We start from the raw sequence: 13,018 nt of genomic DNA, 5'->3' as shown, positions 1-13,018 counted from the left end.
TGAGCAATTGATGAGCGCTGAGCATACAACCAATATTAAATTTTTTGATGAAAAATTAGATTCCTTGCATCAAAACTTAATGTCAGCAATAAATCATGCTCAATTTGCTGTTGAGTGGGTCGACTGTCAAACAGGGCGATTTTTAAAAGTAAATGAATACGCTGCCTCGTTACATTATATGGATGTCAGTGAAATGACAGGTATGTTGTTATGGGATATTGACCCAATTTTTACTGAGGAGATGTTTTTTGCATTTGTGGCAGACCTAAGGGAAAAGAAAGTTATATGTTTGGAAACAAAGCATATTAAGAAAAATGGCGAAGAATTTCCGATTGAAGTGACTGTCAGTTATCGAGGGAAAGAAAACGACAGTCCAGAGCACTTTGTGGCATTTATTCGCGATATTTCCGAGCGCAACAAACAAAAACAAGAGTTGTTAGAAGCTAAGGAACAGGCAGATAAAGCGAGCAAAGCTAAAAGCGAATTTTTAGCCAATATGAGCCATGAAATAAGGACTCCGCTCAACGGAATATACGGCTCATTGCAAATTCTAAAACAAGAGTCATTGAATGCTAGCTCAAATCAAGTTGTTGACCGCGCGCTATTCTCTTGCAAAACATTGTTAACCATTATTAACGACATCCTTGATTACTCTAAAGTTGAAGCGGGGAAATTGACACTGGAAGATATTCCTTTTTATTTTGAACGCTCAATTCAAGTGGTTATGTCGGATGTAACGCCTATTGTCGCAGACAAAAATATTAAATTAGTATTGGATATTGAAGATGGTTTTATCGATGGTTGGCAGGGCGATCCAGTCAGGGTAAAGCAGGTTTTGTTAAATTTGGTCTCCAATGCGGTTAAGTTTACTAAAGACGGTCAGGTAACAATTAAGGTTTCCTCCAGTTTATCAAATGAAGATTCTAGCTTGTTTTTTAGTGTGAGTGATACTGGTATTGGTATGTCAAACGAGGCAATTGAGCAGCTATTTTCTCGTTTTGTGCAGGCGGATAATTCAACAACACGGAATTATGGCGGCACTGGTCTTGGTATGGCGATCACTAAATCATTAGTTGATTTAATGGATGGAAGCATTTCAGTTGTAAGTGAGTTGGGGAAAGGTAGCTGTTTTAAAGTTGCCCTTCCGCTTAAAAAAGCCAAAGTGGCTGAGATAAAGCAACGCCAAGGCGATATTCTGGTGCCTAATTTGTTAGGTAAAAAAATCTTAATTGCTGAAGATAACGAAATAAATCAAATTATTATTAAAACCATGATGGAGCCGACGGGGGCAAATGTTCAAATTGCTAATAATGGCTCTGACGCAGTTGCTATGACTTTGGACTTTCAGCCAGACTTGATCCTTATGGACATTCAAATGCCGGTAATGGATGGGATACAAGCTTGTAAGTTAATTAAACAAAAATTACCTCATATCTCGGTAGTTGCATTAACCGCCAATGTGATGAAAGAAGACGTAGATAACTATCGAATAAGTGGCTTTGATAGTTATCTAGCTAAACCGATTGAAATGAAAGAATTATATAGCGAAGTCAAAAGTTGGATTGACTATTCGGCTTAACCACGCAGTAAACGCGCTCTCACCGATTTACCTTTTAACTTGCCGTTGCTGATTTTGCTTAAAGCTAGTTTGCGTTTTTCACGATTTACCGCCACATATGCCCAATTATCAAATAATTGGATTTTGCCTATGTCGTCTCCTTGTAAATCTTTATCGCGTGTCAGCGCACCTAAAATATCACCGGCACGGATTTTTTGTTTTTTGCCGCTATCAATTTGTATGGTTGCCATAGCGGGTGGGGTTATTTCCCGTTGCAAAACACTGGCTCTAGGTAAAGCTTCATCACGTATATCTCTGCCGAGCAAATCATTCAACAGCTCAATTTTATATTGGTCTTTGTTGGTAAAAAATGAAAAAGCTAAACCTTTGTTCCCAGCTCGACCGGTGCGGCCAACTCTATGCACATGCACTTCAATATCGTGCGCCATTTGGTAGTTAAATACAGCGTCTAAGTTGTCAACGTCTAAGCCGCGCGCTGCAACATCGGTAGCAACTAAAATACTGGCACTTTTATTAGCAAACTGGACTAAAGTTTGGTCACGTTCTCTTTGTTCTAAATCACCATTTAACGCAAGTGCGCTAAATCCTTGATTATTGAGTTGCTGGCATACAGTTAAGGTTTCTGCTTTGGTATTACAAAACACTACACTTGATTGAGGTTGATGTTGTAATAACAATAAACTCAATGCGGCGAGCCTATCTTCATTATTGTTTACATGAAAAAAGTGTTGGCTAATGCTGCTTTGGTCGTGATTAGACTCAACTTTCACCATAATTGGCTTGTGCATTATGCTGGCGCTGATCGCTTCAATTTTTTCTGGGAAGGTTGCGCTGAATAATAAGGTCTGGCGCTGAGCAGGTATCTGTTCAACCACAGCATCAATTGCTGATTGAAAACCCATTTCTAACATTCTGTCTGCTTCGTCTAATACAAATGTATCGACAAAACTTAAATCTAAAGTTTCGCGGTTAAGGTGGTCTTCAATGCGCCCTGGTGTACCCACAATGATATGAGCTCCATGGTATAAAGAATCGATTTGTCGACCAATTGGTACGCCGCCACATAAGGTTAAAATTTTAATATTGTGGACGGTTCGGGCAAGTTTACGTAGTTCTGCGGCTACTTGTTCAGCTAACTCGCGAGTAGGGCACAATACTAAAGATTGAATTCTAAACTTTTTAACATCCAGTTTATTTAATAAACCTAAACCAAATGCCGCGGTTTTGCCTGAGCCGGTTTTGCCTTGGGCAGTGACATCTTTACCTTGAATAATAGCCGGTAAACTTTGCGCTTGGATATCTGTCATGTTGTGATATTGCAAAGACGCTAAGTTTTCTAGCAACTCAGTGCGTAAACTGATTGAATCGAATGTTGGTTGTGACACTGAATGGCCTCGGTTAATAAGTTAAAGTTGTGTTGTAAGCGCTGAAAGCTCTGTTAACGGCCAGCGTGGTTTAATCTCTATATTGCTGCCTGCTTGACCTGCTTTTAAGCGTTGGCAACCAGCGTAAGCTATCATAGCGCCATTATCGGTACAAAATTCTAAGCGTGGGTAATACACTTTGCCGCGCAGTTTTTTCATCAACTCTTCGAGCTGCGCGCGTAAAAATACGTTTGCACTTACGCCTCCGGCAATTACTAAGCGTTTGTGGCCGGTTTGTTTTAAGGCACGTTTGCACTTAATTACTAAAGTGTCCACTGCTGCTTCTTGAAACGCGTATGCGATATTGGCTAAAGTCTGCTCTGACTTGTCTGAGTCACGCAGGGTATTTGCCGCAAAGGTTTTTAACCCTGAAAAAGAAAAATCTAAACCGGGTCTGTCAGTCATAGGTCGGGGGAATTTATATACACCTGCTTGGCCTTGCTCGGCTAGTTTGGCTAAACGCGGACCACCTGGATAATCTAAGCCCATAATCTTGGCGGTTTTATCGAAAGCTTCACCGACAGCATCATCAATACTTTCACCTAGCAAGGTATATTCGCCTATGCCTTTTACTTCAACCATTAATGAATGTCCGCCTGATACTAATAAAGCAACAAATGGATATTCAGCTTGGGTTTCTTCAAGCATAGGGGCGAGCAGGTGACCTTCCATGTGGTGCACACCAATAACAGGTTTATTCCAGGCAAATGCTAGGCCGCGAGCTACAGTTGAGCCCACTAACAAAGCGCCGATTAAACCTGGGCCTGAAGTAAAAGCTATGCCGTCTATATCTGCTTTAGTAGAATTTGCTTCGGCTAAAGTTTTTTCAATTAATGGCACTATTTTACGAATGTGATCGCGCGAGGCTAACTCGGGGACAACACCGCCATAGTCTGCGTGCAATTTTACTTGGCTATATAATTGATGGCTTAACAAACCTTGTTGGTCGTCGTAAACTGCAATACCAGTCTCATCACATGATGTTTCTATGCCTAAAACGCGCATTTTTTACCTCAATAACTGCTTGTTGGCGCGCATTTTAGCCATCTTGAATTTATTTAACCAGTTTTTGTGTTCAATAACTTTACTTTCGTTGAATAATTGGATTACAATTCGGCACCATTTTTTAGTAGAACCGCTTAATAATTGTTCGAAGCGGTCAATATCAAATTATCCTGAGGTGATATTTAATGCCAATTGTTAAGGTAAGAGAAAACGAGCCGTTTGACGTAGCTTTACGTCGTTTCAAGCGTTCATGTGAAAAAGCGGGTATTTTAGCAGACGTACGTAGCCGTGAATTTTACGAGAAGCCAACTTCTGAGCGTAAGCGTAAAAAAGCTGCTGCTGTTAAGCGTCACGCTAAGAAAGTTTCGCGTGAAAACGCTCGTCGTGTAAAGTTATACTAAGAGATTAGATAAACTCATGACTCTTACTGAACAGCTGAAAAACGCCATGAAAGAGGCAATGAAAGCCAAAGACAAGGTTCGCCTTGGTACTATTAGGCTTGCGTTGTCTGCCATTAAACAATTAGAAGTTGACGGCCAAAAAACCTTAAATGATGATGAGGTTTTAGCTGTGCTTACTAAAATGGTCAAACAGCGTAAAGACTCAGTTGAACAGTATACACAAGGTGGCCGTGCCGACCTTGCAGATATCGAAGAAGCAGAAATTAAAGTATTAGAAACTTTTTTACCTGCAGCATTAAGCGAGCAAGAAGTTGCCGATTTAATTGCGAATGCAGTGTCAGAAAGTGGTGCTCAAGGCATGCAGGACATGGGTAAGGTGATGAACCTAATTCGTCCACAAGTGCAAGGCCGAGCAGATATGGCTGTTGTCAGCCAACTTGTTAAAGCAAAATTAAACGCTTAACTTTCAGCTTGATCTCTTTTTAACAAAACCGCACAATTGTGCGGTTTTGTTGTTTTACACGCATAAGAATAAATGGCCGGACGCATACCCAAAAGTTTTATTGACGATCTAATTGCCCGTACAGATATTGTAGAGGTAATAGACTCGCGTGTGCGTTTAAAAAAAGCCGGCAAAAACTATTCTGCCTGTTGTCCTTTCCATAACGAAAAAACACCTTCTTTTTCAGTCGCACCGGATAAACAGTTTTATTATTGTTTTGGTTGTGGTGCTAAAGGCAATGTTATTTCATTTTTAATGGAATACGACAACCTAGAATTTGTTGATGCAATTGAAGAACTTGCGGGCCAACATGGTTTAGCTGTACCCAGAGAAGGTGGTGACGACAATAGCCGCTATAACAATGTTCATGCCAAACAGGATTATGAATTAATGGCGCAAGCCATTGAGTTTTTTCAATACAAACTCAATAACGATGCAAATTCACCAGCTGTATTGGATTACATAAATCAGCGCGGCTTAAACCAACAAACTATTGAACATTTTCAAATTGGCTATTCACCAGACGAATGGGATGGTTTGTTAAAGGCGGTCGGCAAAAGCCGTCAAGCAGCCGAGCAATTGCGCGATATTGGCATGCTAATCGAAAAAGAAGAAAACAAACGTTTATACGATAGATTTCGTGGTCGTTTAATGTTTCCTATTTTAGATAGACGCGGCAAATGCATAGGTTTCGGTGGACGAGTTTTAGGTGATGCTAAACCTAAATATTTAAACTCACCAGAAACACGTATTTTCCACAAAGGCCGCGAATTATACGGTTTATATCAAGCACGTAATGCTAATCGTTCAATCGACCGTTTAATTGTGGTTGAAGGTTATATGGATGTAGTGGCTTTGTTCCAAGCTGGCGTTACATACGCGGTTGCATCCTTAGGTACTTCAACAACTGAAGACCAAATTAAGCTGATGCTTAGAACAACCAGTGAAATTGTTTGTTGTTATGACGGTGATAATGCCGGTAGAGCCGCAGCTTGGCGCACATTAGAAAATGCATTACCTAGTTTAGTTGATGGTATTCGAATTAAATTTATGTTTTTGCCTGATGGTGAAGACCCCGATTCGTATGTTAAAGCGCACGGAAAAGCGGCATTTGAGCAACAAGTTGAACAAGCACAAGATTTAGTTGCTTTCTTCTACCAACAACTTTACGAAAAAATTGGTGAAACAGAAGGGGATTTTGCCCGTTCTAAACTCAGTCAATTGGCGCAGCCGTTAATTGATAGTATGCCAGAGAGTGAATACAAACATTCAATTAACTCAACATTAGCGGTTAAGTTAAAGCGAGAGTTGCCGACACAGAAGGTGGATAGAGTCGGTCAAGCCAAAGCAAAACTTGCACAACAAAATGCTGCAAGCAGTAAAAAAATCACCCCTGTTAGAATGGCGGTTGCATTATTGTTATCTTGCCCCCATCTATTAGATCATCTGGCGCATTTACAAGATGGCCAATTAGAATTACTTGCGGCTATGGACGAGCCAGGTGTCGAATTTTTAGTGTTATTAATACGCTACTATCGCCAGCATCCTAATGCTAGCGCTGCTTCCATGCTCGAAGATTGGCGTGGAACTAAACAAGAAAAAATACTCTCTCAGTTGTTAGCTTGGGAACATCATGTCGATGAAGCAAACACAGAAGTGGTATTTTTAGATGCAATTGAAAAAATATTAGCTATGTTTGTTAATAGGCGAAAAGCTGAATTACAAACAAAAGCTAAGATGAATTTGATTACACCTGCTGAAAAGCAAGAATATTTACAGTTATTGAAAGCTAAGTGAGCCATCAGTGTACTAGAATCTTGACTAAAAATAGTAGTTATCAATTTCAATTTATGTATTCGGTGTAAAACTCTGCTATAATGACGAGTTCACTGCACAGTTATTTTATTTTCATTTCATAGGTAATCGGAAGTCTGTATGGAGCAAAACCGTCAGTCACAACTTAAGTTGCTCGTTGCTAAAGGTAAAGAGCAGGGCTATTTAACTTATGCCGAAGTTAACGACCATCTACCACAAGAGATAGTCGATTCAGACCAGATTGAAGACATCATTAGTATGATCAACGACATGGGTATTCAGGTTTTCGAATCTGCGCCTGATGCCGATGCATTATTGATGTCAGAAGAAACAAATGCTACAGACGAAGAGGCTGCAGAAGCAGCGGCTCAAGCTTTAGCTTCAGTAGAAAGCGAAATTGGTCGAACGACAGACCCAGTGCGTATGTATATGCGTGAAATGGGTACGGTTGAGCTTTTAACGCGTGAAGGCGAAATTGACATTGCTAAGCGTATTGAAGAAGGCATCAACCAAGTTCAATGCTCAGTTGCAGAATTTCCAGAAGCCATCACCTATTTATTAGATCAATACGACAAAGTTGAAGCGGAAGAAATCCGCTTAACTGATATCGTATCTGGATTTATTGATCCAAATGAGCCTGATGATGTTATGGCTCCAACTGCTACTCACGTTGGTTCTGAATTGTCGCAAGACGAGTTAGACGATGAAGATGATGACGACGATGATGATGCAGAAGAAGATACAGGTATTGATCCTGAATTAGCGCGCGAAAAATTCAATGAATTACGTGTAGCATACGAAAACGTGATGAAAGTTGTGGATGAAAAAGGCCGCAGCCACCCTGATACACGTGCGCAAATTGAAGAATTAAGCAATATCTTTAAGTTATTCCGCTTAGTGCCAAAACAGTTTGATAAATTGGTTGGCCATATGCGTGGCATGATGGATAAAGTACGTACACAAGAACGTATCATCATGAAACACGCGGTTGAATATTCAAAAATGCCGAAAAAAGAATTCACTCGTGCATTTGCAGGTGATGAAACATCTACAGCTTGGTTAGACAATGCAATTGCGGCAAACAAAGATTATTCAGTTAAGCTTGACGAATATAAAGACGAAATTTTACGTTGTATTCAAAAGCTTAAGCAAATTGAAGAAGAAACTAAACTCAGTGTTGTTAGCATTAAAGACATCAACCGTCGTATGTCTATCGGTGAAGCGAAAGCGCGCCGTGCGAAAAAAGAAATGGTTGAAGCTAACTTACGTTTGGTAATTTCAATTGCGAAAAAATACACTAACCGTGGTTTACAGTTCTTGGATTTAATCCAAGAAGGTAATATAGGTTTGATGAAAGCGGTAGATAAGTTTGAATACCGTCGTGGTTATAAGTTTTCAACTTATGCAACTTGGTGGATCCGTCAGGCGATCACGCGTTCAATTGCTGACCAAGCACGTACCATACGTATTCCTGTACATATGATTGAAACGATTAATAAATTGAATCGTATTTCTCGTCAAATGTTGCAAGAAAAAGGTCGTGAGCCAACACCTGAAGAGTTGGCTGAACAGATGCAGATGCCGGAAGATAAAATCCGTAAAGTGATGAAAATTGCCAAAGAGCCTATCTCTATGGAGACGCCAATTGGTGATGATGAAGATTCACACTTAGGTGATTTTATTGAAGATAACACCATCAGCTCTCCAGTTGATGCTGCAACTTCAGAAAACTTACAAGCGGCAACACGTGATGTACTAGCAGGTTTAACTGCACGTGAGTCTAAAGTATTACGTATGCGTTTTGGTATTGATATGAATACTGATCACACGTTAGAAGAGGTTGGTAAGCAGTTTGACGTAACCCGTGAGCGTATTCGTCAGATTGAAGCTAAGGCATTACGTAAATTACGTCATCCTTCGCGCTCTGAGCAATTGCGCAGCTTCTTAGACGAATAGTCAGCTACTGCAAATATCTTATTTAAAAAAGCCTCGAAAGAGGCTTTTTTTATGCCTAAAATTTACCTTATTTTCTTGTTGATAATGATTGTCATTTGCTTTTAACTTGTTTGGAAATTAGTTAAGATATCAGGCTCTAGAAAACCCTTTATAAAATAATTACCTGCACCCGAGTGCAATAAATAGGCTGCTATATGCAAAAGTTAAACTGTCTCACTTTCTTCTTGTTGTTATTTTCTTGGCAAACACTGGCAAATCCGCCGGCTAATGTAGTGATTGCGCCTGTAAGTCAGCAAGAAAATAGCCGAAGCCTTGAGTTAACTGGCACAATAAATTCTGCTGAGCATGCAAATTTGTCGAGTTTAATTGATGGAGTCGTTACGCAATTGCACGTAGAAACAGGGGATTTTGTAACTAAAGGCCAAGTGTTATTAGCATTAGACGATAAACTTGCACAAGCGCAGTTGCAGGCTATTAAAGCTGAATTACAACAAGCTCAAGTCGAGTTTAATGAAGCGAAAAGGCGCTTAGCGGAAGCAAAGTCGTTATCACAGCAACAATTATTACCACAAACCGAGCTGGAACAGAGAGTGACTAACGAGGCTGTCACCCAAGCTCATTTAGCTAAAATAACTGCCAACTACCAATACCAACAGGAATTAGTTAACCGCCACCAACTTGTTGCACCATTTGCCGGAGTAATAGTCAGCCGAAAATTAGACGTAGGTGAATGGGTTAACCGCGGTCAACAAACCTTTGAGCTAGTAAATTTACAAAAGTTATGGCTAGATTTGGCCGTACCACAAGAATACTTTGCCCGAATCGACAAAGATAAAACTGTCATGCTTGAACTTGATAACAATCATTCGACAAAAATTTCTGGTAAAGTTTTTGCCAAAGTGCCGCTAGTCGATAGCCAAAATCGCAGCTTTTTATTGCGGGTCGAACTTTCACAACAAGCTGAAGTGCAAGTTGGTTTGTCTGCACGTGTGGCAATCCCACTTAAAAATATTCAACAAAATGTTTTAACCATCCCTTCTGATGCATTATTACGCCACCCTGATGGTGGTTATAGTGTATTTATTGCAAGTGATAATAAAGCTGTACGTAAGTCGGTTGTTATTGGTGAGCGCATTGGTGAGTACATTGAAATTCTAAGTGGTTTATCAGCAACGGATAATGTCATCACCGAAGGCAATGAAATGCTCAAAGACCAACAAGCAATTCAAATAAAACCTTCTAACGTGGCGGGGCTAGAATAATGTTAGCTGGCGCTGTTAAACATTCAATTTTAGTTGCTGTTACTGTTCTGATTGCTTGTATCTTAGGCATTGTTGCCGCATTTAAAATACCAGTACAGATGATCCCCGATTTAGAAGTGCGCACCATATCTGTTGTTACTCAATGGCCAGGTGCAACACCGCAAGACGTCGAAAAAGAGATATTGATTGAGCAAGAGCGCTACTTGCGTGTCATCCCTAATATGAAGCGTATGTCGAGTTTTGCTAATACAGGCCAAGCGCAAATTGAGCTTGAATTTCCTTTTGGGGTCGATATCAACGAAGCCCTGATTAAAGTGAGCAATGCATTGTCGCAAGTGCCGAATTATCCAGAAAATGTTGACCAGCCTGTGCTATACAGCAGTTCGTTTTCAAGCAATGCCTTTATGTTTTTTAATTTAAAACCACAAGCGGGCAACCCATTAAATTTAGACATAGATATGCTTAGGGACTTTGCCGAAGATGTGGTGCGTCCTGAAATGGAGCGTGTTGCTGGGGTTTCACAAATTGCTATTCGCGGTGGAGCGTTACGGCAAGTACAAATACTGATAGATCAACAAAAGTTGGTTGCACGAGGCTTAAAGCTCACAGATGTTCGAGATGCAATTCGCGCTAGAAACAGAGACGCTTCAGCCGGTGATATCGACAGTGGCAAACGTCGATATTTATTGCGTATGGTCGGCAGATTTGATTCAGCCAAAGCGTTAGAAGAGCTAGTGATTGCGCAGCGACAAAATAGCACAATTAAATTAAAAGACGTTGCTGAGGTGAACTTAGATCACTACGAAGTGCGAAGCATAGGTTATAACGAGGGCGAGAGAACACTACTCTTAATGGTGCAGCGCGAAAGTGGCTCGAATGTTATGGCGATAAAAGAGCAAATGCTGAATGTAGTCGAACGGATAAATAGCGAGCTTTTACAAGATAATGGTTTGCAACTGACTTTATTAAGTGACGATGTTCGTTACGTGCAAGGCTCCATTAAAAATGTTTGGGTTAATTTGGGTTTAGGCGCGTTATTAGCAACCTTAGTGATGTTTTGGTTTTTAAAAAGCCCACGTTCAACCCTTATCGGCGTTTTGGGTGTACCTATATGTACCATAGCCGCATTTTTAGGTTTATTGTTTTTTAACCGCACTATCAACGTAATATCTTTGGCGGGTGTTGCTTTTGCCATAGGTATGACTGTGGATAACACCATAGTTGTTTTAGAAAATATAAACCAAGCGAGAAAGCGTGGTTTAGACAAAATAACTTCAGCAATTACCGGTGTGCAAGAAGTATGGCCAGCTGTGTTGGCATCTACTTTAACAACTGTCTTGGTGTTTGCACCTATCTTATTTATTCAACAAGAGGCTGGCCAATTATATTCGGATGTCGCTATTGCCATTTCAGCGGCCATTATAGCTTCTATGTTAGTGGCAATATTTGTTGTGCCTGCTGCCAGCGCCAAATTCGCATGCCAACAATCCTCAGACGATAAGCAGATGCGTCTACCAAGCGTTTTTATCAAGCTATTGGACAAGCCAAAATCACGTGTCAGTGTATTGATTGCTTCCGTCGTTTTAGTCTTGGGTGGCGCCTGGTTGTTAATGCCAAAAGCGGAATATTTACCAGAAGGGGAAGAGCCAAAAGCCTTTTCTATGATGATTGCGCCTCCTGGCTACAATCTCAGCCATATGGAAAAAATAGGTGATGAGCTTATCCCATATTTTAATCAGCATTTAAATGCTGATCCTGCGGCATTTGAACGGGGTGAAACTGATATCCCACCACTTAAATATTACTCGATTTCTATTAATGTTGGCCGTATATGGTTTTTAAGTGAGCCAGTCAATGCTGAGCATATTGACGCTATGATGAAAGCAATAACAGCTAAATTTAAAACTTACCCTGGCATGCGTGCCTTTTCATCAAGGGGGTCAATTATCAGTAGTAACGACGGTGGCACTAGAGCGGTTGCATTGGACATTAGTGGCGCTAATCAAGCCGATTTATATCAAGCGGCCAACGCTATTTATACTTTAGCCAATGAATTATTTGATTCACCACAAGTAAATTCACAGCCGTCGTCACTGACGTTAGATCAACCATTAATCGAAATTCAACCACGCTGGCAACGGCTCGCTGAAGTTGGTATGAGTGCTAATGAATTAGGTTACACCATTGCCGCATTAAGTGACGGTGCGTATGTTGATGAATTGATATTGGATGATGACAAAGTAGATGTATTTTTATTTTCATCAGCTGGTAATAAACAACAGTTGTCACAACTTGCGCAAGCACCGATTTTAACCAATAACGGGCTAGTGCCGCTGAATTCATTGGCGGACATAGTAGAAAAAGCCGATAGTGATAGTTTACGCCGAATTGACGGTAAACGTACTGTAACTGTGTATATTATCCCTCCACGCGATGTGGCCCTTGAAACAGCTGAGCAGATTGTTAGAAACGAACTACTGACAAAATTGCGCAATCAAGGGGATTTAAAACAGGGCGTCAATGTCAGTATTGGTGGCGCAGCCGATCAATTAGACAAAACTAAACAGGCGTTATCGAGCAATTTTGTGATTGCGATAGCACTGTGTTATTTGCTGTTAGTGGCTATTTTTAAACATTGGGGCTATCCCTTGTTTATTTTAGCGACAGTGCCTTTAGGTATGGCAGGTGGTTTGTTAGGTTTAGTAGCGGCTAATGGTTTAGGTATGCATCAACCATTTGACATGATCACTATGTTGGGTTTTCTGATCTTGCTCGGTACTGTAGTGAATAACCCAATTTTGATAGTCGACCAAAGCAGACGCAATATTGAAGCTGGCATGACAGACATTAAGCAAGCGGTAACGTCTGCGGTACAAACGCGTTTAAAACCTATAGTGATGTCGACTGTAACCACATTATGCGGCTTAGCCCCTTTGGTGTTAATACCGGGTGAAGGTTCTGAGTTATATCGAGGAGTAGGGATTATAGTGTTAAGCGGCATCGCGTTTTCAACGTTAATCAGTTTAACTACGCTACCTGCGTTGTTACTGTGTTTTTTGAAAGCGAAAAATTAA

The 13,018-nt window shown here is 40.5% G+C and carries 9 protein-coding genes; 7 read left to right on the top strand and 2 right to left on the bottom strand.

Annotated features, from left to right (window positions below):
• Positions 1-10: 10 nt before the first annotated feature.
• Complete coding sequence (locus ACMZOO_RS02890; RefSeq protein ID WP_440905300.1) at positions 11-1,579, top strand: ATP-binding protein; 1,569 nt, start codon at positions 11-13, stop codon at positions 1,577-1,579.
• Here ACMZOO_RS02890 and dbpA read toward each other — a convergent pair.
• Together dbpA and tsaD are read right to left on the bottom strand one after the other, a co-directional pair.
• Positions 1,576-2,964 (bottom strand): ATP-dependent RNA helicase DbpA, encoded by a 1,389-nt coding sequence (dbpA, locus tag ACMZOO_RS02885; RefSeq protein WP_440905299.1) that lies wholly within the window; start codon positions 2,962-2,964, stop codon positions 1,576-1,578. The genes ACMZOO_RS02890 and dbpA overlap by 4 nt on opposite strands.
• A 21-nt stretch (positions 2,965-2,985) precedes the next feature.
• Positions 2,986-4,008 carry a tRNA (adenosine(37)-N6)-threonylcarbamoyltransferase complex transferase subunit TsaD gene (gene tsaD, locus ACMZOO_RS02880; protein ID WP_440905298.1) on the bottom strand — a complete coding sequence of 341 codons (1,023 nt, stop codon included), beginning with the start codon at positions 4,006-4,008 and terminating at the stop codon, positions 2,986-2,988.
• 185 nt (positions 4,009-4,193) lie between these two features.
• Here tsaD and rpsU point away from each other — a divergent pair, with 185 nt between their 5' ends.
• The 6 genes from rpsU to ACMZOO_RS02850 all read left to right on the top strand — a co-directional run bounded on the left by rpsU (position 4,194) and on the right by ACMZOO_RS02850 (position 13,018).
• Complete coding sequence (gene rpsU / locus ACMZOO_RS02875; protein WP_016955767.1) at positions 4,194-4,409, top strand: 30S ribosomal protein S21; 216 nt, start codon at positions 4,194-4,196, stop codon at positions 4,407-4,409.
• Positions 4,410-4,425: 16 nt separating this feature from the next.
• On the top strand, positions 4,426-4,872 hold the full coding sequence (locus ACMZOO_RS02870) for a GatB/YqeY domain-containing protein (protein WP_026016782.1): 447 nt from the start codon (positions 4,426-4,428) through the stop codon (positions 4,870-4,872).
• 72 nt (positions 4,873-4,944) lie between these two features.
• Complete coding sequence (gene dnaG / locus ACMZOO_RS02865) at positions 4,945-6,708, top strand: DNA primase (RefSeq protein WP_440905297.1); 1,764 nt, start codon at positions 4,945-4,947, stop codon at positions 6,706-6,708.
• A gap of 138 nt (positions 6,709-6,846) precedes the next feature.
• Entirely contained in the window at positions 6,847-8,682 is a 1,836-nt protein-coding gene (gene rpoD / locus ACMZOO_RS02860) for an RNA polymerase sigma factor RpoD (protein ID WP_016955770.1), read from the top strand.
• 194 nt (positions 8,683-8,876) lie between these two features.
• Complete coding sequence (locus ACMZOO_RS02855) at positions 8,877-9,944, top strand: efflux RND transporter periplasmic adaptor subunit (protein ID WP_440905296.1); 1,068 nt, start codon at positions 8,877-8,879, stop codon at positions 9,942-9,944.
• Positions 9,944-13,018, top strand: a complete 3,075-nt coding sequence (locus ACMZOO_RS02850; RefSeq protein ID WP_440905295.1) for an efflux RND transporter permease subunit — start codon at positions 9,944-9,946, stop codon at positions 13,016-13,018. Before ACMZOO_RS02855 ends, ACMZOO_RS02850 begins: the two co-directional genes overlap by 1 nt.

This window comes from Catenovulum sp. SX2, from assembly GCF_052056295.1.
GTDB lineage: Bacteria > Pseudomonadota > Gammaproteobacteria > Enterobacterales > Alteromonadaceae > Catenovulum.
This window is presented reverse-complemented; position numbering and strand designations above follow the sequence as displayed.

What these genes read in the sequence shown, in the direction of transcription:
- ACMZOO_RS02890 (WP_440905300.1), top strand. Translation starts at nt 11, where the DNA reads ATGAGCGCTGAGCATACAACCAATATTAAATTTTTTGATGAAAAATTA.
- tsaD (WP_440905298.1), bottom strand. Translation starts at nt 4,008, where the DNA reads ATGCGCGTTTTAGGCATAGAAACATCATGTGATGAGACTGGTATTGCA.
- rpsU (WP_016955767.1), top strand. Translation starts at nt 4,194, where the DNA reads ATGCCAATTGTTAAGGTAAGAGAAAACGAGCCGTTTGACGTAGCTTTA.
- ACMZOO_RS02870 (WP_026016782.1), top strand. Translation starts at nt 4,426, where the DNA reads ATGACTCTTACTGAACAGCTGAAAAACGCCATGAAAGAGGCAATGAAA.
- dnaG (WP_440905297.1), top strand. Translation starts at nt 4,945, where the DNA reads ATGGCCGGACGCATACCCAAAAGTTTTATTGACGATCTAATTGCCCGT.
- rpoD (WP_016955770.1), top strand. Translation starts at nt 6,847, where the DNA reads ATGGAGCAAAACCGTCAGTCACAACTTAAGTTGCTCGTTGCTAAAGGT.
- ACMZOO_RS02855 (WP_440905296.1), top strand. Translation starts at nt 8,877, where the DNA reads ATGCAAAAGTTAAACTGTCTCACTTTCTTCTTGTTGTTATTTTCTTGG.
- ACMZOO_RS02850 (WP_440905295.1), top strand. Translation starts at nt 9,944, where the DNA reads ATGTTAGCTGGCGCTGTTAAACATTCAATTTTAGTTGCTGTTACTGTT.